Consider the following 20945-nt stretch of genomic DNA (forward strand, 5'->3'; position numbering starts at 1 on the left):
TTAGGAATCTTTTCTAAAGACTATACCTTTTTCTTGAAAAAAATCTAGTCGGAATGTACTTCCTTCAGGGATATTACCAGCGAGTATTTCCTTTGAAAGCTCATTCAATACTTCATGTTGAATGATACGTTTTAAGGGACGTGCTCCAAAATAAGGATCATATCCTTTTTCACTTATATATTTGATGGCTTCATGGCTAGCATTTAGTATAATATTGTTACGAGACAAAATTTTCGTCAGTTTTTTTAGCTGTATACTTGTAATAGCATAAATTTCTTCCTTAGTTAATGGGTTAAAAAGCACAATTTCATCAATTCGGTTAATAAATTCAGGTCGTACTACTTTTTTAAGTAGACTTAATAGTTCTTCTTTCACCGTTTTTATACTCTGACTATCAGATTGGTAGCCTATACGCTCAAAATGGTTATGAATTAGTTCAGAACCGATGTTAGAGGTCATTATTATAAGGGAATTTTGTAAATTTACTGTACGTCCCTTATTGTCGGTGAGTCTACCGTCATCTAGCACCTGCAATAGTATGTTGAAAACATCTAGATGAGCTTTTTCTATCTCATCAAGCAGAATAACAGAATAAGGACGGTGTCGGATGGACTCGGTCAGTTGCCCGCCTTCTTCATAACCTATATATCCTGGAGGGGTACCGATAAGTCTACTTACAGAATGTCGTTCTTGATATTCACTCATATCAATCCTAACCATATTGGTTTCATCATTAAAAAGATATTCGGCTAGTGCTTTGGCGAGCTCGGTCTTACCTATACCGGTAGGACCTAAAAACAGAAAGGATCCTATGGGACGTTTTTCATACTGAAGTCCTGCACGTGAACGACGTATAGCATTAGAAACGGATGCTATAGCAGCATGTTGCCCAATAACCCTTTTATGTAACTCTTTTTCCATATTTAAAAGTTTTTCTTTTTCACTCTGCAACATACTTGTTACAGGTATTCCTGTCCATAGAGAAACTACTTCAGCTATTTCTTCACGGGTAACCTCTTCTTGAATTATTTTTTTCTCTGGACTTTTCTCCATCAGTTCTTTTTCTAGATTTTTAACTCTTTCTTCCTCTTCCTTAATCTTACCGTATCTTAATTCTGCTACTTTTCCATAGTCTCCGTAACGTTCCGCTTGTTCAGCTGCTATTTTATAGTATTCTATACTTTCCTTAGATTTCTGAATTCCTTCTACTAGTTCTTTTTCAGATTGCCATTGTGCGTTGAGTTCCTTACGTTCTTCATTAAGCTTATTTAATTCTTTCTTAAGAAGAGCAACTTGTTTATCATCGTTTTCTCGTTTAATGGCCTCTATCTGTATCTCAAGATGCGTAATTTTCCTATCAAGAACATCAAGAGATTCAGGTTTAGAATTAATCTCCATCCTAAGTTTAGCAGCGGATTCATCCATCAAATCTATGGCTTTGTCTGGAAGAAAACGATTACTTATATAACGTTGTGAAAGTTCAACTGCAGCGATGATTGCCTCGTCTTTTATACGGACCTTATGATGAGACTCATATCTTTCTAGAATTCCACGAAGAATAGAAATAGCTGACTGAGTATTCGGTTCATCTACATAAACATGCTGAAATCTACGTTCTAGGGCCTGATCTTTTTCAAGATATTTCTTATACTCATTTAAGGTCGTAGCTCCTATAGCACGGAAATCACCACGAGCTAAGGCTGGTTTTAGAATATTAGCAGCATCCATAGCACCTTCCCCACCTCCCCCAGCTCCAACTAGAGTATGAATTTCATCTATGAAAAGCACGATATTACCTGCAGATTGCGTTACCTCCCTAATCACAGATTTTAGACGTTCTTCAAATTCTCCTTTATATTTCGCTCCGGCAATTAATGCACCCAAATCTAAGGATGATATTTGTTTATCTTTCAAATTATCTGGTATATCTCCATTAATAATACGATGCACTAACCCCTCTGCAATAGCCGTTTTTCCTACTCCTGGTTCTCCAATAAGTATTGGGTTATTTTTTGTACGTCGGGAAAGGATTTGTAGCACACGACGAATTTCCTCGTCACGACCAATTACTGGATCTAGCTTTCCTTCACGAGCTAATTTATTAAGATTTTTAGAGTATTTTTCCAATGCGTTATAAGTTATATCCACTGTTTTATAACTAATAGGACCGTTATTATGACGAAGATCTGCTATAAGTTTTTCAATATCTGTTTCCTTAACTCCTTGATTTTTAAATAGTTGTGAAACAGAATCATTTGCTTGAAAAATCGCCCATAAAAGATGTTCTATAGAAACAAAACTATCTTTAGTTTGATCAGCAAGGATTTCAGCCTTATTAAGTGTTTGCAATATTTTTGGACTCATATGTTGCGCAATATTTCCAGTTATTCGTGGCAACTTGTCAAGTAGTCGATAGATTTCTTGCTCTAGGTATTTACGATTTACTTGAAGCTTTTTTAAAAAAAAGTTAGTAAAATTTTCATCTATTTCTAATATTCCCTTTAACAGATGCACGTTCTCAATAGATTGTTGATTTAGTTCTTGGGCTATAGTTTGAGCCCTTTGCAAGGCTTCCTGTGACTTTATTGTCAATTTATTAGGATTCATTCCCAGTTTCTTTGATTTCAACAGAGTTTTATGTCTACATCTTCTTGTTTTGTCTGAGAATTATCGTAATATCTTATGCCTTACTTGGATACTTTTTCTTAAGTATATTTAAAGTCTGAAAGATATTCCATATCTATATGGTAATACAAGAACAAGTAAAAGAGATAGTTCATAGAGTAAAAGATCTTTATTATTCTCTAGAAATAGAGAAGAAACAATTGGAAATAAGCAATGAAGAAGAAAAAACAACTTCTTATGACTTTTGGAATGATCCGATACATGCTCAACAGGTTCTGAAAAAGATCCAATATAACAAGAAATTAGTCAAAAAATACCTCAAAGCAAAATGTGCTGCAGAAGAATTACAAGTACTTTATGATTTTTTTAAAGAAGGAGAAGCTAATGTAAAAGAAATAGAAAAACAGGTAGAAAAAACCGAAAAAATTCTGTCGGATATAGAATATAAACATCTCCTTTCTGAGAAAGAAGACCCTTTAAGTGCAGTACTACAAATTTCTTCTGGAGCAGGAGGTACAGAGAGTTGCGATTGGTCTTACATGCTTATGAGGATGTATTTAATGTGGGGACAAAAAAACAACTACAAAATAACAAAAATTCACCATGTTCCAGGAGATATAGTAGGGATTAAATCAGTCACGTTAGAATTTGAAGGGGAATATGCCTTTGGTTACCTAAAAGGAGAAAACGGCGTTCACCGGCTAGTACGGATTTCTCCTTTTGACAGTAATGCTAAAAGACATACTTCTTTTGCCTCGGTCTATGTTTATCCTCTTATAGAGAATTCTATTGAAATAGAAGTAAAATCTTCCGATATTGTTTGGGAAACTTTCCGTTCTAGTGGAACAGGAGGACAGAATGTGAACAAAGTAGAAACAGGAGTTCGGTTGCGATATCAAGGTCTTATAATAGAAAATACAGAATCACGTTCACAGCAAAGAAATAAAGAGAAAGCTTTACAGCTTCTAAAATCTAGGCTTTTTGAAATAGAAATGCAGAAGCGTCTCTCTAAACGAGAAGCAATAGAGACAAAGAAAAAGAAAATTAAATGGGGATCCCAAATTAGGAATTATATTATGCATCCGTATAAACTTGTAAAGGATTTACGCACGGGTTACGAAACTTCAGATGTAGATTCGGTGATGAATGGGGAATTAAATGATTTACTAAAGAAAAGTTATATGGTAAAAAATGCTTGACCGCTATTGTTAGCGGAGGGTCTCGTGGTTGGGGCACCATAGATAACCTGTTAATCAGAGGTGTACAAGAAGATATCGCTAAGGCAGTACTAGCATAGGGTGGTAAGTAATATTACGTGGTACATAATTATGGTGCGACGGTAACACTCATTAGGTGGGTTATATCATTTATTCATAGTTAATGAATCGTAAAACTACGGTAAAGAAAAATTTGCTTGAAAAAGGAAAGAAATAGTTTCTCTATTAATCTCGTTCATAGTCTTCTGAAAGAGATTGAAAGCTTCCACTTTATAAATTAGTAAGGGGTCTTTTTGTTCATATACGGCATTTTGTACAGAATCACGTAGTTCATCTATCTCTTTGAGATGTTCTTTCCACTTCTCATCTATAAGAGATAATACCGTTGCACGTTCACATTCACGGATGAAACTTTTTCCTTTACTTTCATAAGCTTTCTTAATATCTAAAACTGCATAAATATTCCTAACACCATCAGTAATAGGGACTTGTATTAGTTTATATTGTGCCTTATAAATATTTTCAATAATAGTAAAAAATATTGCAGCAGTATGTTCTTGTCTCAATTGAAGACTATTGAGAGCATCATGATAGAGACTATTTACAATTTCTTTTTTTTTTATAGAAGTAAAATCTTCATACTTTATCAGTGACTCTGATGCAAAATTCTGAACCCATTCATATTGTAAATGCTCAAAATGATTTAATTCTTTGTTGCTTGAAACAAGATTCTGTATAGTATAATATAGCATGGTTGCGATATCAATAGATAGACGTTCTCCTAATAAGGCATTTTTTCTTTTTCTATAGATTACTTCACGTTGTTTATTGATTACATCATCATATTCAAGTAAACGCTTTCGAAGACTAAAATTCTTTTCTTCTATTTTTTTCTGTGCTTGCTCAATTGAACGAGTAATCAATGGGTGTTGTATAATATCTCCTTCTTTATGACCCAATTTATCCATTACTTTAGCAATACGATATGATCCAAATAAACGCATTAAATTATCTTCTAAAGAGATAAAAAATTGAGAACTTCCTGGATCTCCTTGTCGGCCAGAACGTCCACGTAACTGCTTATCTATTCTTCTAGAATCATGACATTCGGTACCTAATATAGCTAATCCACCAGCGGATTTTGCTTCAGGAGAAAGTTTAATATCAGTTCCTCTTCCAGCCATATTTGTAGCTATAGTAATTACTCCTTTATTACCGGCTTTTGCAATAATATTGGCTTCTTCTTTATGTAATTTAGCGTTCAAAACATTATGGTGGATTTTTTTAAGCTTCAGAGTACGACTTAATAATTCTGATACCTCTATTGAAGTAGTTCCTACAAGAATCGGACGTTTTTCTTTTTGAGAAATTTTTAATATTTCATTAATAATAGCATTATATTTTTCTCGTTTAGTTTTAAAAACAAGATTTTGATAATCTTTACGTTGGACTGGTTTATGTGGAGGTATAGTTACTACATCAAGTTTATAAATTTGTCCAAATTCTCCAGATTCAGTTGCAGCTGTACCAGTCATTCCAGCTAATTTTTTATACATTCTAAAATAATTCTGCAAAGTAATAGTAGCAAAAGTTTGTGTAGAGGATTCTATTTGAACGTTTTCTTTTGCTTCAAGAGCTTGATGCAATACATCAGAATAACGACGACCTTCCATAATTCGTCCAGTTTGTTCATCAATAATTTTTACACTTCCATCTAAAACAATATAATCTATATTTTTTTCAAAAAAAGTATAAGCTTTAAGTAATTGATTAAACATATGAAGACGTTTTGATTTAAGAAAAAATTCTTTTAACAGTTCTTCTTTTTGTTTATTTTCTTTCTTTTTAGGTAATTTTTTATATTCAAGTTGAACAATATCAGTAATAATATCTCGTACAATAAAAAAATTTGAAAGAAAATTTATTCCTTTATCCGTCAGTTCTATTGTATTATTTTTTTCGGAAATAATAAAATAAAGATTATCATCAATTTTATGCAGATCTTTATCCTGCATATATTCAGTATTTTTAAGTAATAGACGAATGTTTTCTTCATTGATAAATTTTATTAAAGGCTTAGATTTAGGGAAGCCACGATATACTTGCAATAATTTAAATACTCCATTTTTTGGATCTCCTAATTCAATAAGTTTTTTAGCTTCATTAAATGTTTTGTTCAGTTGAATTCGTTGTTGCTGAATAATGTTTTCAACTTTTGGTTTAAGTATATTAAATTCATTATAAGTTTCTTGAGAAATTGCTCCTGATATAACTAATGGAGTCCTCGCATCATCTATTAAAACAGAATCTATTTCATCTATTATAGCATAGTTAAGTTCACGTTGAACAATTTCTTCTATAGAACAAGCTATATTATCACGTAAATAATCAAATACAAATTCATTGCTAGTACCGTAAGTAATATCAGCAGCATAAGCTTTTCGACGCAGATATGTATTAGGAAAATAATTATTTATGCAATCTACACTTAACCCATGAAATTCCATTAGAGGAGCCATCCAAGCTGCATCTCTTTTAGCTAAATAATCACTAATTGTTACTATATGTATTCCTCTTCCTGTCAGAGAATTAAGATAAATAGGCAAAGTAGCTACTAATGTTTTACCTTCTCCTGTAGCCATTTCAGCAATTTTTCCTTGATGAAGGATCACTCCTCCTATCAGTTGCGTATCATAATGTACCATGTCCCAGACAATAGGTTTACCATTAGCATCCCAAATATGTTTCCAAATAGCTATATTTTTTTGTAAAACGACATATTTTTTTTTATAGTATAAAATTTGATCAAAAGGAGTAATTTGAACATGAATTTCTACATTTTCTTTAAACCTACGTGCTGTTTCTTTAATTACCGCAAAAGCTTCTGGTAAAATTTCTAAAAGTATTTTTTCTTCAAGATTATATAATCTTTTTTTTTTGCTATCTATAATTTCATAAAGATTTTCTTTAACATCAACATCTTTCTCTTTGTCAGCTTGTTTATGTAAAGAAATAATATTATTATAAATTTTTTTAGTCTTTTTTTTTAAGATTTTTTTAAATAAAATAGTTTTATTACGGAGTTCATCATGAGAAAGTGAACTAATAGTTGACTCAAACTTTTTTATTTTTGTTAAAAATTGTTTAGCGTTATGAATATCTCTTTCATTCTTATTTACGAAGAAACTTTTTAGTATTTTTTCACGAAAATTCATCTTCATTGAAAAAGAAATCCTCATTATTGGGATAATCTATCCATATTTCTTCTATAGATTCATAAGTATCACCGTCATCTTCAAGTTGTTGAAGATTCTCTATTACCTCCAAAGGAGCTCCACTCCGCATGGCATAATCTATAAGTTCATCTTTATTCGCTGGCCAAGGAGCATCCTCAAGATATGAGGCTAATTCTAACGTCCAGTACATCAAATAATTTTCTGATCAGAGAAGTAGTTAATAAATAGTTAATAAATAAATTTTCATGATGCATTACAAGACGACTACAAAAACTGTAAATAAAATTCCGGGTATTACCTAATAAGCATAGTCGAATTTTACGCAAGTAGGAGAGGACTTATGTGTACTACATAATGCTCTTGCAGCTAGGTTAAAATTCTCTACGTGCTTTTTTCGCTGCTTCGACCATATTTTTAAGAGATTGTATAGTTTCTGGCCATTTACGTGTTTTTAATCCGCAATCGGGATTCACCCAAATGTTCTTCGCGGGTAATAACCGAGTAGCCTGGTATAACAAAGAACTTATTTCTTCTACACTGGGTATCCTAGTAGAATGGACATCGTATACGCCTGGACCGATTTCATTGGGGTATTTGAAACGTGAAAAAGCCTCAAGCAGCTCCATCTGAGAACGAGAAGTTTCTATAGTAATGACATCAGCATCCATTTTTGCAATATATTCTAGGATATCATTAAACTCGCTATAGCACATATGTGTATGTATCTGCGTGGAATCTTTTACTCCACTAGAGGCTATTTTAAAAACATGAATAGCCCATTCTAGATATTTATTCCAATTATTTTTTTTCAATGGCAAACCCTCTCTTAGAGCAGGTTCATCAATTTGTATGATACCTATACCTGTGCCTTCAAGGGCTAAGAGTTCATCACGAATAGACCAGGCTATTTGTCGTGCTGTTTCCGAACGAAGCTGATCATTACGAACAAACGACCATTGTAAAATGGTAATAGGACCAGTAAGCATTCCTTTTATAGGTTTTTTTGTTTGTTTTTGAGCAAAACTACTCCATAGAACAGTCATATCTTTCGTCCGGCTGACATCTCCATAAATCACTGGAGGTTTTACGCAACGACTTCCATAACTCTGTATCCAGGCATTTTTCGTAGAAAGGAACCCTTTAAGTTGCTCACCGAAATATTCGACCATATCATTACGTTCGAATTCTCCATGTACTAAAACATCTAGATCTATTTGTTCTTGTTTTTGGATGACATCTTTGATAGATGTTTCTATTTCTTTTTCATAATCCTGAAGACTCAATTTCCCTTTTTTAAAATTCGCTCGAAATTTTCTTATTTCATCAGTTTGTGGAAACGATCCTATAGTAGTAGTAGGGAATAATGGGAGTTGAAGACATTCACGTTGAATCGGCCTACGATATTCAAATGTACTGTTTCTATGAAAATCTTGCTCTTTAGTAGAGGCCATACGTTTCTTTACGTCTGAATCATGAATAATTGTTGAATCAACAGAGCGTTGATGCGATTTACTATTCTCTTTTAGAAAAAGAGTATTTCCTTCAAAAATGCAACACAAATCAGTGATTTCATGAATCTTTTGACGGGCAAAAGCCATTCGATCTTTAATTTCGGGATGAATATCAGTTTCCAAATTCAAATCAAAAGGAACGTGTATAAGAGAACAACTCGGGGCAATCATCAACCGTTCTTTTCCTAAAGCATTGGCAGCTTTCTTAAGATGTTCTAAGGAAACAGAATATTTGTTTTTCCAAATGTTTCTTCCGTCAATAACTCCTAACGAAAGCATTCGCTCTTTAGGGAAAGAGTAAAGAATTCCGTCTAGTTGATTCGGACACCTGACCAGATCAATGTGTAGAGCAGATACTGGAAGTTTTAACGCTAGAGAACGATTTTCATATAATCCTTCGAAATATGTAGTTAAAAGAATTTTGATACCGGAAGAATCTTGAGTAAGATGTTCATAAGCTTTTAGGAAAGCATGTTTTTCTTTCTCACTGAGATCCATTACTAAAAATGGTTCATCTAATTGTAACCAATCAGCTCCTTGTTCTTTAAGACGTTTAAATATTTCTATATATACAGGAATAAGCCTCTCTAAAAGATCAATACGATGAAACCCTTCTAGTTTTTCCTTTCCGAGCAAAAGAAAAGAAACTGGACCTATGAGTACTGGTTTAGGTACTTTACCAAGTATTTCTTTAGCTTCATTAAATTCCTCAAAAATCTTGGTACCATGTAAATTAAACGTTTGATTAGGTAAGAACTCAGGCACGATGTAATGATAGTTTGTATCAAACCATTTAGTCATCTCCATCGCGGGAACATCAAAACCGTTTTTTTGATAACCTCGTGCCATAGAGAAATAGAGATCGATAGGGGAAATTAAAGAAATTAAAGGAGAATACCTATCTGGTATAGCGCCCAGCAAAAAAGACATATCTAGAACATGATCATAAAAACTAAAATCATTACAAGGAACACCATCTAACTCTGATTGTAGGATCCAATGTTGTTTACGAAGTTCTTTAGCAGACTTAAACAATTGTTCCTCTCTGATTGTTTCTTCCCAGTATTGTTCTATAGCTTTCTTTAGCTCACGATCCATTCCGATTCTAGGATAACCTAGATTGTGTTTGAGCATAAAATTCTCCAATTTTAGGGGAAATTGATATTAAAAAAATAATACAATTCGGATGAAGAAGTATCCAAAAATAGTATTTATGGGGAGCTCAAGTTTTTCTGTTGTCTCTCTTGAAGAAATTTTGAGAAAAAAATATAATGTCATTGGGGTGGTTACTGCTCCAGATCATCCTTCTGGAAGAAAACAAAAAAAAGAGAAATTTTCGGTAAAAGAATGTGCAATTAAGAATCATCTTGCGCTTTTGCAACCAAAAAATTTGCAAAATACTGATTTTTTAGAAGTTTTACGGTCTTGGAAAGCCGATATAATTGTCGTAGTTTCCTACCGTAAAATTCCAAAGTGTATTTGGGAACTACCTCCTTTAGGTAGTTTTAATCTTCATGCTTCTTTGCTTCCAAATTACCGTGGAGCAGCTCCAATACAGTGGGTTATTATGAATGGAGAAAAAGAAACTGGAGTCAGTACTTTACTATTAAATGATAAAATAGACACAGGAGAATTGCTATTGCAGAGAAAAACTTTTATTGGACCAAAAGAAACTGCCGGAGATCTTTATCAAAGATTAGCTAATATAGGTGCTAATGCAGTGATTGATACTATTCAAGGAATTATTGAAAATAAAATAAAACCTAAACCACAGTCTATAAACGGGACTATAAAAAAGGCGCCTAAGCTATTTCATAGAGATGGAAAAATTAATTGGAAAGATTCCATAGAAACTATTTATAACAAAATTCGTGGTCTTAGTCCTTTTCTTGGAGCTTGGACGCAGTTAATGGATAATTCAGGTCAAAAATGTAAGTTGAAAATCTATTCTGCCAACTGTATACGTGAAAAACATGATATAACAGTAGGAAATATTCTCATCGATAATAAATATATGAAAGTCTCTCTAAAAGAGGGATATATTTCTATTGTAGAAGCACAAATAGAAGGAAAACGACGGATACCTGTAAAAGATATCATAAACGGAATGCAAGGAAAAAATTATACCATAATCTACTAAGATGCTTATTAAATGTATATCCTTAACCGTGGCGTGGTAGCTAAGCTGGTTATAGCGTCGGATTCATAACTCGTAGGTCGTGGGTTCTAGACCTCCCCACGCTACTTTTGTAGAGATTATAAAATATAGTTTCTATGAAATTCATAGTTTCAAGTTCACAACTTTTAACCCAACTTAAAATATTACTTGGACTAATTAGCAGTAGTAATGCTCTACCTATATTAGATAATTTTCTTTTTGAATTACAGGGAGATAAGCTTATTATTACTTCGTCCGATTTAGAGACTACTATAAGTTGTAAAACGCAAGTAAATTCTTACACAGTAGGTAAAATAGCAGTTACAGCAAGGTTTATTACTGATATAATCAAAAATTTTGATGAGCAAACACTTACGTTTTCTACAAGAAGAGATACTCTAGAAATTACTTCAGAACAAGGATCTTATTCTTTACCATTTAAAAATGGGGAAGAATTTCCTAAAGCTCCGATTCTAGAGAGGCAAAATATGTTGCTGTTAAAAACAAATACTTTATTAAAGGTGATCAATAAAACTCTTTTTGCTACTAGTTCCGATGAATTTTTACTAGTAATGACGGGTGTTCTTTTCCAACTGACTCCAGAAGGATCTACTTTTGTCGCTACCGATGCTCATAAACTGGTTAAACATGTGATAAAAGATTTAAAGACCGAAAAAATTACTGAATTCATTCTTCCCAAGAAACCATTGAAGCTGCTTAAAAATATGCTTTCTGAAGAAGGGGAGCTAACTATAGAATATAATGAAACTAATACCCGTTTGATTTTTGACAACAAAATTCTGACATGTCAACTAATTAATGGAAAATATCCAAATTATGAAACAGTAATTCCAAAAGAGAGCAATAAAGTTCTTACTATTAACCGAAAGTTCTTTTTAAGAATTCTGAAAAGAATTTCTATTTTTTCTAATAAAATTTGTTTCCATTTCAATAGAGACCAAACAAAAATAATTGCAGAAGATGTTGATTTTTCAAACAAAGCGCAAGAAATCTTTCCTTTCGATTATAAGGGAGAAGACATTACAATAGGTTTTAATTCAAAATTTATTATAGAAATACTATACCATCTACGTTCTGAGGAGATAATATTTAAAATGTCGGAACCCAACCTCGCCGGTATTTTAATCCCTTTAGAAAATGAAGAAGGAGAAGTTATGATGTTAGTTATGCCTATAATGCTTAACGATTAAAAATATTTGCCATTGCATGAAAATATCTTACAACTGGCTGACGAAATATTTATACTCTGAATTAACGGCTAACCATATTTGTGAAATACTTACTGATATAGGGCTTGAAGTAGAAAATTGTGAAGAATTATATAGTCCACTTTTAACGAAAAAAGATTATCTACTTGAAGTAAATATTACACCTAATCGTTCATATGCTCTTAGTCATTTTGGTATAGCAAAAGATATTTATGCTGCTCTCAAGGTGAGAAAATATAAAGTAGAAATTCATAGACCTGATATAAAGAATTTTAAATCAGAGAAAAGTGTTTTATGTTTCCCAATCTCTATAAAATCTCCTGAACATTGTATACGTTATAGCGGATGTTTTATAAAAGGTGTAAGAATCTCCCCCTCTCCTACTTGGCTACAGAAACGGTTACAATCTATACAATTAAATACTATTAATAATGTCGTAGACGTTACCAACTTTGTTATGAACGAGATAGGGCAACCTATTCACGTTTTTGATTATGATAATATTAAAGGAGAAAAAATATACATAAAAACATTATCTAATAATGGGATACCGTTTCAAACAGTAGATAAGAGAAAATATCTCCTTCATAAGGAAGACCTAATGATTTGTGATACTCATAGACCACTTTTTTTAGCTGGTATTTTAGGAAGTATTCATTCAAGCGTTACTGATAAAACACAAAATATATTCCTTGAAAGCGCCTGTTTTAATACTATGAATATAAGAAAAAGTGTTAAAAGACATGCTGTGAACACTGATGCTTCCTTTCGAGTTGAACGTGGAACAGATCCCGAACAAGTACTTTATGCTCTCAAACGAGCAGCACTACTAATACAAGAAATTGCAGGTGGAAGAATATCTGAACCTATAGATCTTTATCCTAAACCTGTAAAATGTTTTACAATAGAATTGCGTTATGAAACAATCAATAGGATTTTAGGTGAAACGCTTCGGAAGAATGAAGTCAAAAAAATTCTTTACTTATTGGATATAAATATTTTATCAGAAAATAAAAAAATGCTCAGGGTTTCTGTCCCCCCAAAGAGAATAGATGTCCAAAACGAATGTGATATCATAGAAGAAATTTTAAGAATGTATGGATATAATCGGGTAAAAACATCTGGAACCTTTTGTTTTTCTCTAAAGGTCGAAAAAAAAATACCTAATTATGAAACAACGAAAGAAAAAATATCCACATTTTTGAATGCACAAGGCTTTTATGAAGTAATTAATTTATCTATGACGCATTACAAATATAAACAATTCTTCAGGGACGAATCTTTTAAAGCTATTGAACTATTAAATCCGCTTAGCGAAGATTGCTCCCTTTTGAGACAAAGTTTATTGTTCGGACTTTTAGAACGTGTTTCTCATAACATTAATCATAGGAATACTTTTTTAAAACTCTTCGAATGGGGAAAAATTTATGGCAAAAAAAACGAAAAATATATAGAAAATGAACGTTTATCGTTGGTAATAAGTGGAAAAAAAAATAAAAAACATTGGTTACACTCCAATGAATTCTTTTCATTTTTTGCACTAAAAGGTATTGTGGAAGCTTTACTAAAAATCAGTGGGGTTACCCATTTTGAACAAATACTTACAGAAGACAACCTATTAGGTAATAGTCTTTTGTTTACCTATAAACAGTATGATCTAGTTAGACTGGGATGTGTCAAGAAATCTATAATAGAGCATTTTGATATTAAACAAGAAGTATTTTATGCTGAAATATATTGGGAATATTTAATAAAAATATTTAAGGTAAACAGAATTGTTTTTAATAAATTGCCTAAATATCCTGGGGTTCGTAGAGATTTATCTATTTTGATAAATAGAAATATATCTTTTGAAGAACTCTATCAAGAGTCGAAAAAAACCGAAAAAAAACTTCTTAAAGAAGTACATCTATTTGATGTATATGAAGGAGAAAAGCTACCTTTCGGGAAAAAATCTTATGCTTTGAGTTTCTATTTTGAAGACCAAGAACGTACTCTAACTGTTGATCGTATAAATCATGTTATGGATAACATCCGTAACGCTCTTAAAAAATCCTTATATGCAGAGTTTAGATAGAAGTGGGGTTCCCCATTTATCTAAAACAATACAATTTTTAGTCTTTTTATTCATGACATTATCAGCATTTTGGTGTATAAGATTCTTAGTTTCTATAATTCCCTACTGGATCACAATGGGATCAGTTTATGGTATAATAAGGATGAAGTGCAAAGAAAACCAACAAAAAAAATAGTATGGGGTCAACATTCTTGATGTGGATCGTAGGCAAGAGGGTACAAAAGCATCTAAGAGTTCAATGTACTGTTTTTAAGGGGTTTTAAGACGTTTCCATAAAGCCTCTTTGAGTTCTTCTAATCCTTTTTTATTATGAGAAGATATGAATATCGGATGTAAATCTAGAGGAATTTTTTCTTTAATACTTTGATTGTCTAATAAATCAGATTTAGAAATAACCAAAAGATGCTTTTTATTCATAATATTAGGATTATAAGCCGATATCTCTTTCAAAAGAATATCATATTCTTTTACAACATCTCTAGAATTAGCAGGTATCAAAAAGACAAGCACTGCATTACGTTCAATATGACGAAGAAAACGATCCCCTATCCCTCTTCCTTTACTTGCCCCATCTATAATGCCAGGAATATCAGCCAGTATAAAGGATTGTTTATTTTTGTACTGCACAATTCCTAGTTGAGGAACTAGAGTCGTAAAAGCATAATCTGCAATTTTAGGTTTGGCTTCTGTAAGTACGGAAAGTAGTGTAGACTTTCCTGCATTAGGAAATCCGACGATCCCTACATCTGACAATATTTTTAGTTCTAAAAAAATCCATTCTTCTTTTCCTGTAAACCCAGGTTGTGAATATTTCTTTAACGCATTTCTAAAATGCCAATTACCTAGACCACCTCTTCCTCCCTCTAACAGCATTTTTTTTTGCCTTTCCTGAGTGATTTCAAAAATCAGATTTTCTTTTTTATCTTTTACTATTGTTCCAATAGGGACTTGCAATACTAGATCTTGTCCTGACGCTCCTTTCATCCTATTTCCTTTTCCTGGTAGTCCGTTTTCAGCTTTATAATGCCTGTTATATTTAAAATGAAGTAACGTCCATATTTTACAATTCCCCTGCAAGAAAATACTTCCTCCATTTCCTCCATCTCCTCCGTCAAAACCACCTTTATACACAAATTTTTCCCTACGAAAATGTAATGACCCGGAACCTCCATCTCCACTTTTGCAAAAAATTTTTACTTGGTCTATGAAATTACCTGTATACATGAAGAAATTATATGATAGATCTCCAGAAGGATGTTTTAAGTTCGCGCATAAAAAAAGTCAACGTGCTATATGTCCGTAGTGATATGCAGGATGGGTTTAAACTATATATGAATACATGTACCATAGGCATCAGATACAGCTTCCATAATTGCTTCACTAAGAGTAGGATGAGGATGTATAGACTTAAGAATTTCATGACTGGTTGTTTCTAATTTACGAGCGATCACAGCTTCTGTAATTATGTCCGTAACACCTGTACCTATTATATGACATCCTAGCCATTCACCATATTTAGCATCAAAAATAACTTTAATAAAACCTTCATTTTCACCATTAATAGTGGATTTTCCAAGAGCCGAAAAAGGAAATTTACCGACCTTAGTATCATATCCTTTTTCTTTAGTTTCTTTTTCAGTGAGACCTACTGAGGCTATTTCCGGACTGCAATAAATACAACTCGGAATATTTCCATAATCGATAGGTTCTACATCCAGACCTTGGATATGCTCTACACAGGTAAGGCCTTCGGAAGAAGCAACGTGTGCTAATGCAGGGCCGTGTACTACATCACCGATGGCATAATAACCATCAATATTTGTTCGATAAAAATTATCCACTATAATAGATCCCCTACGATCCATTTTAATACCTACTTCTTCTAATCCGAGTAATTCCACATTAGGCGTAACACCTACGGCTGAAAGTACTACATCAGTTTCTATAATTCTTTCTTGTTTAGGACCTTTAATAGAAACTTTTAGGTCTTTACCAGAGGTATCTACTTTAAATACTGATGAAGAAGTAAGAACTTCTATACCACTTTTTTTAAAAGAAAGTTCTAGTTGTTGAGAAATTTCCGAGTCTTCTGTTGGAAGAATATTAGCAAGCTTTTCTATTAAAGTAACTTTCGTTCCCAACGTATTATAAAAATAGGCAAATTCGACTCCAATTGCTCCTGAACCTACAACCATCAGACGTTTAGGAAGCTCAGACAAGACAAGAGCTTGACGATAATCTATAATCTTCTTACCGTCCTGAGGAAGATCGGGAAGATTTATAGAACGTGCTCCAGTAGCAAGGATAATGTACTGGGATGTGTATTCACATTCTTTTTCATTTTCTTTAAATACAATAACTTTTTTCCCAGGATGAATTTTCGCCCTTCCAAAAATCACTTCTATTTTATTTTTCCGCATCAAAAAATTAATCCCTTTTCTCATCTTTTCAGACAGATTTCTGCTACGTTTAATAATACTAAGAAAATCGAAATGAATATTTTCAGCGATCAATCCATAATCTTCTGCATGTTTAAGAGAATGAAATGTATTTGCACTTTTAAGCAAAGATTTAGTGGGTATGCACCCCCAATTTAGACAAATTCCACCAAGATGCTCTTTTTCAATAATGGCTGTTTTCAGACCTAATTGTGCAGCTCGTATCGCCGCTACATAACCACCGGGACCACTACCAATAACGATTAAATCAAAATCCATATAAAAAAGACGTTAGAAAAATTCTAATATATATTTTAAGTAATAAATTTGCCTCTAAACATGAGGAAGTATAATCGTAGTAACGTAAGGCAAAGAATCACACACTGAGTGGAAGAAAAATAATCGGAGCTTAAGCACGAGATAAACATTGATATTACGGATAAAAGATGAAGAAACAACTACGCGGGATAGGTATAGCTCTCGCAACGCCTTTTGACGAAAAAAATAGAGTAGATTTCAAAGGTTTAGAACGACTAACAGAACACGTTTTAAAAGAAGATATAGATTATCTAGTTCTTCTAGGTACTACTGCTGAATCAGCAACATTGAAAAATGAGGAAAAGAACGATATTATACGTTGTATTCATTCTATGAATAAAAAAAAAGTCCCTATTGTCCTCAGTATCGGAGGTAATAATACCGAAAAAGTAATTCAAAAAATTGAACAGACCCAGATTTTTGATTTTGAAGCTATTCTTTCAATAGTACCTTATTATAATAGACCTTCCCAAGAAGGGATTTATCAGCATTTTAAACAAATAGTAGAGAAAACCAAGGCTAAAATTATTTTATATAACGTACCTTCTCGAACAGGATCTAATATTCTTCCAAAAACTGTATTACGGCTTTCGAAAGAATTTGAAAATATTGTAGCTATTAAAGAAGTTTCTGGAAGCCTTATACAATCTTATGAAATCATAAAGGAAAAGCCTACACATTTCAGTGTAATTTCCGGAGACGATATCCTAGCTCTTCCTACTATTTTAGGTGGAGGGGACGGTCTGATATCAGTTCTTGGACAAGGTTTTCCAAATGTCTTTTCTAAAATGGTACATAACGCACTAGAAGGTAATGTGAAAGAGTCGTTTAAACATTATTATCAAATGTTAGATCTGATGAATCTTATTTATAAAGAAGGAAACCCTTCAGGTATTAAATCATTATTACATATATTAAACGTATGTGAATCTTATGTTCGTTTACCTATTGTAAGAGCTTCAGAAATTCTTTCAAGAAAAATAGAGGAGGCTCTCAAGCGTTATATAAAAATATGTAACAAAAAAACTTCCGTATAGTAGATTGAAACGATTTTCTTTACAAAGCGATAGCCAAAAGTAATTAAAAAAATATGAACTATACCGAAATTATCGACCGAAAAGAATTAGAAAAGTGTGGAGAAAATATTTATGTAATTATAAATATACTTGGGAAGCGTTCGAATAAAATTATCAATTATATTAAAATTAAATTACAGAAACAACTTGAATCGTCCTCAAAAAATTTATTAGAGAATATTCTTGAAAAGAAAGAACAGATAGAAATCTATAGAACTTATGAAAATCTTCCGAAACCGACCTCCATGGCTATTCAAGAATTGATAGATGGAAAGTTATTTTTCTATAACCCAAATGAGTATAATTAACCCCTAATGGAGCAGGAACTGCATAAACCTGCGGCTAGAATTTAAAACCCGTATTCGGATATCATGAATAAGTTACTCATCTTAAAGGTGAGACGTAAACTGCGCAAGCTTTAGCTGCTACACTAGCGTATAGCACGAACACTTTCTCTGTGGCAAGTGCACTTCCATCAAATACATACCCAGTAATTCCTTGTTTAGCGATACCTTGTTTAGCGATAAGTGTATGCGGTATCTATAAAATATAAGCTTAGCATTCCAAAAGGAACACGAGATTTTTTACATTTTTGGTTGATCTCCTTCGTTATGATTTAACAGTGCCTTTTGCACGTTATGATTTAACAGTGCCTTTTGCACGTTATGATTTAACAGTGCCTTTTGCACGTTATGTTTTTTCCTTTTAAAATCTATAAACAAGTATGGAGGTTGAATAGTCCTCAAAAAGCTAGAATTTTATAAATGTGATGCCGATGTTATCAGCTCTAGATCAATTTAACTTTACGATGCCTTAACTCAGATTACCAGTTCAATCACAGAGAATATAATTAAACATCTTTAAGTGTTTTTATAAATTCTTTTATGGTTATAAACGAGGAAAGAAGGCTTTAAATTTGAACCTTAGATTAGTTCGTGGTATTACACAGGAATGATATGCTAGGTCGGAGGGGTGCGGAACTTCCTTTGGGTTGAAAAACGTATACATTACGGATACATGCTAGACGTAATATTTAATACATTCCATCATAATTATATATCAACTGTCAACTGTCAACTGTAAACTGTCAACTGTCAACTGTCTAAACAACTTAAGTATGTTAATAAACGTGGATTTTACCATAATAGAAAAAGGAATTACAATCAATTTATCACTATGTAGAAAAAATAGCTAAATACTATCCGACCTTGAGAGGTCAGTGAACGTCAATATTTTAGGGTAGACAATATACCTTAAACACGGCTTCAAAAAGATTCTTTAACTCCAAAATTACTTTTTCCATAGAAAATTTCCGTCCTAATTCTTGAGCAATTGAACTTACTCCTTTTCCTTTTAGCCCACAAGGGCTAATCTGATTAAAATAACTCATATCAGTATTAATGTTTAGCGCCAATCCATGCATACTTACCCAATTACTCATTTTAATACCTATAGCACATATTTTTCGTGCAGAAGACTTTCCTACATCCAACCAAACTCCTGTTTCTCCTAATAATCTGTCACAAGACAATCCGTATAGAGATAATAAACGAATGACAACTTCTTCTAAAGAACGTAAATATTTATGTATATCTATAAAAAAAGATTCTAAATCTAATATAGGATAAACTACCAGTTGTCCAGGACCATGGTAAGTAACATTACCTCCTCTGTCAATTTTGTAAAAACGGGCTCCTAATTGGTTCAGACGCTTTGTAGATAATAAAATGTAATCGTCATATTTAGCTTTTCTACCTATAGTATATACATGCGGATGTTCGGCTAATAAAAGATAACCGACATTTCTTTGATCTTTAAAAGACATTTTTTTTTAATGAGAAGTTGTTGAAACAGATATTTTTGATATTCCCAAGACTTTAAATAATCTATAAGACCTAAATTATTTCCCCAAACAATTTTTTTCATTGTTAATGTTCAAATATACTACTAGTTCTTGAGCAATTTTTCCGTCTTATAAAATAAAACCTACATAAGTGTTATTCGACCCTCTATGCTAAAGAGGAGTTTCTTTTTTCTTTTAGACACGATTTTTTACCTCTTAGTTTAGAAAAGTAATAAATTTTTGATCGTCTGACTTTTCCTTTTTTATTAACTTCTATTTTTTTAATATTAGGTTGGCTTATTATAAATAAACGTTCAACTCCCACGTCTCCACTCATTTTTCTAACAGAAAAAGTGGCTGTATAACCTTCTCCTTTTTTTTTAATGACTACTCCTTTAAAGGATTGTACACGAATTTTTGATCCTTCTTTGATCTCAGAAAAAACAGTAATGGTATCTCCAGGATTAAAATTAGTACTCTCTTTTTTATAAAGAGATTTTTCTTGTACATATTTTATGAGTGTGTGCATGGCATAAAAAAAAACATTTTAAACAAATATACATATATTAAAAAAATTACCATGGTAATTATTGATCGTGGTTATTAATAAATTGTCGTTATTCTTCTTGGTTCTTGGCGTATATTACAGATATAATTCGTAGGCCTCGTAGCTTAATTGGACAGAGCATCTGACTACGGATCAGAAGGTTTGTGGGTTCGACTCCCTCCGAGGTCACACCATAATGAGTTATTTATCAAAACGTTAAGAATAATCTGCACCCCATAATTCTGTTCGCAGATCTAGAAATAAGGGATGATTTCCAATTTATTAATGCTGTATATTTGCCTAAGAACCAATAATCCGATATCGTCGTTTATAATTATTCCGTAGATTTTTAAAATCACAGTATGACGTAAAGTGATGTCGTCTATGTTCCCAGTAACTACTCGTTTGTAGAAATACTACTTTATAGAATTCCTTTTTGTAATTTGACAGAGCCTTCGTAAGGAACTTGACGAACATACTAAGCGTGAGAGTCTACTTCACCTACGCACATGCCCTTATGATTGGTATAAAAATTCCGATTTTTAACGAGTGCTGTATGCATTATGTAGGAGAAACTATAGCAAAAAAATTATCACTATATTTTAAGAGTATAGACAACCTTTTTTCTCCAAAGACTTAAAGAGGACGGGTTGAATGTAAAAAAAATGAA

At 32.5% G+C, this 20945-nt stretch carries 15 protein-coding genes and 1 tRNA gene; 7 read left to right on the forward strand and 9 right to left on the reverse strand.

What is annotated here, in order from left to right:
- Positions 1–2607, reverse strand: coding sequence for an ATP-dependent Clp protease ATP-binding subunit (locus AAHJ01_RS00070; RefSeq protein ID WP_342226962.1), 2607 nt, complete (start codon positions 2605–2607; stop codon positions 1–3).
- A 137-nt stretch (positions 2608–2744) separates the two neighbouring features.
- Here AAHJ01_RS00070 and prfB point away from each other — a divergent pair, with 137 nt between their 5' ends.
- Positions 2745–3824: a peptide chain release factor 2 gene (gene prfB / locus AAHJ01_RS00075; protein WP_342226865.1), complete on the forward strand. Its 1080-nt coding sequence runs from the start codon at positions 2745–2747 to the stop codon at positions 3822–3824.
- Positions 3825–4018: 194 nt separating this feature from the next.
- Here the strand turns inward: prfB and secA are convergent, their stop codons facing one another.
- From secA to metE, 3 genes are all read right to left on the reverse strand, one after another.
- On the reverse strand, positions 4019–7057 hold the full coding sequence (gene secA, locus AAHJ01_RS00080; RefSeq protein ID WP_425286283.1) for a preprotein translocase subunit SecA: 3039 nt from the start codon (positions 7055–7057) through the stop codon (positions 4019–4021).
- Positions 7044–7268 (reverse strand): DUF2795 domain-containing protein, encoded by a 225-nt coding sequence (locus tag AAHJ01_RS00085; RefSeq protein WP_342226867.1) that lies wholly within the window; start codon positions 7266–7268, stop codon positions 7044–7046. Before AAHJ01_RS00085 ends, secA begins: the two co-directional genes overlap by 14 nt.
- Before the next feature lie 181 nt (positions 7269–7449).
- Complete coding sequence (gene metE, locus AAHJ01_RS00090; RefSeq protein ID WP_342226868.1) at positions 7450–9723, reverse strand: 5-methyltetrahydropteroyltriglutamate--homocysteine S-methyltransferase; 2274 nt, start codon at positions 9721–9723, stop codon at positions 7450–7452.
- A 52-nt stretch (positions 9724–9775) separates the two neighbouring features.
- On the opposite strand from metE, the gene fmt reads away from it, so the two are divergent.
- The 3 genes from fmt (at position 9776) to pheT (ending at position 14053) form a co-directional block, all read left to right on the forward strand.
- Complete coding sequence (fmt, locus tag AAHJ01_RS00095; protein ID WP_342226869.1) at positions 9776–10729, forward strand: methionyl-tRNA formyltransferase; 954 nt, start codon at positions 9776–9778, stop codon at positions 10727–10729.
- A 134-nt stretch (positions 10730–10863) separates the two neighbouring features.
- On the forward strand, positions 10864–11958 hold the full coding sequence (dnaN, locus tag AAHJ01_RS00100; RefSeq protein ID WP_342226870.1) for a DNA polymerase III subunit beta: 1095 nt from the start codon (positions 10864–10866) through the stop codon (positions 11956–11958).
- Positions 11959–11974: 16 nt separating this feature from the next.
- On the forward strand, positions 11975–14053 hold the full coding sequence (gene pheT / locus AAHJ01_RS00105; protein ID WP_342226871.1) for a phenylalanine--tRNA ligase subunit beta: 2079 nt from the start codon (positions 11975–11977) through the stop codon (positions 14051–14053).
- Positions 14054–14302: 249 nt separating this feature from the next.
- Here pheT and obgE read toward each other — a convergent pair whose 3' ends face one another.
- Together obgE and lpdA are read right to left on the reverse strand one after the other, a co-directional pair.
- Positions 14303–15277: a GTPase ObgE gene (gene obgE / locus AAHJ01_RS00110; protein WP_342226872.1), complete on the reverse strand. Its 975-nt coding sequence runs from the start codon at positions 15275–15277 to the stop codon at positions 14303–14305.
- Between the two features lie 101 nt (positions 15278–15378).
- Complete coding sequence (gene lpdA, locus AAHJ01_RS00115) at positions 15379–16770, reverse strand: dihydrolipoyl dehydrogenase (RefSeq protein ID WP_342226873.1); 1392 nt, start codon at positions 16768–16770, stop codon at positions 15379–15381.
- Positions 16771–16937: 167 nt separating this feature from the next.
- On the opposite strand from lpdA, the gene dapA reads away from it, so the two are divergent.
- Together dapA and AAHJ01_RS00125 are read left to right on the forward strand one after the other, a co-directional pair.
- Positions 16938–17846 (forward strand): 4-hydroxy-tetrahydrodipicolinate synthase, encoded by a 909-nt coding sequence (dapA, locus tag AAHJ01_RS00120; protein ID WP_342226874.1) that lies wholly within the window; start codon positions 16938–16940, stop codon positions 17844–17846.
- A gap of 53 nt (positions 17847–17899) precedes the next feature.
- The gene (locus AAHJ01_RS00125) at positions 17900–18193 is read left to right on the forward strand and encodes a hypothetical protein (protein ID WP_342226875.1); all 294 of its coding nucleotides are present in this window, start codon (positions 17900–17902) and stop codon (positions 18191–18193) included.
- Positions 18194–19119: 926 nt separating this feature from the next.
- Here AAHJ01_RS00125 and lipB read toward each other — a convergent pair.
- The 3 genes from lipB to rplS form a co-directional block, all read right to left on the reverse strand.
- Positions 19120–19710 carry a lipoyl(octanoyl) transferase LipB gene (gene lipB, locus AAHJ01_RS00130; protein WP_342226876.1) on the reverse strand — a complete coding sequence of 197 codons (591 nt, stop codon included), beginning with the start codon at positions 19708–19710 and terminating at the stop codon, positions 19120–19122.
- A complete protein-coding gene (locus AAHJ01_RS00135; RefSeq protein WP_342226877.1) occupies positions 19668–19811 on the reverse strand; it encodes a hypothetical protein in 144 nt (47 codons plus the stop codon). The genes lipB and AAHJ01_RS00135 overlap by 43 nt, the downstream gene beginning before the upstream one ends.
- 83 nt (positions 19812–19894) lie before the next feature.
- Positions 19895–20257, reverse strand: a complete 363-nt coding sequence (rplS, locus tag AAHJ01_RS00140) for a 50S ribosomal protein L19 (RefSeq protein WP_342226878.1) — start codon at positions 20255–20257, stop codon at positions 19895–19897.
- 132 nt (positions 20258–20389) lie between these two features.
- Between rplS and AAHJ01_RS00145 the strand changes: the two genes are divergently transcribed.
- Positions 20390–20464: transfer RNA gene (locus AAHJ01_RS00145), tRNA-Arg, on the forward strand.
- Positions 20465–20945 lie beyond the last annotated feature (481 nt).

It is taken from the genome of Candidatus Walczuchella endosymbiont of Icerya purchasi, from assembly GCF_964030875.1.
Taxonomy (GTDB): domain Bacteria; phylum Bacteroidota; class Bacteroidia; order Flavobacteriales; family Blattabacteriaceae; genus Walczuchella.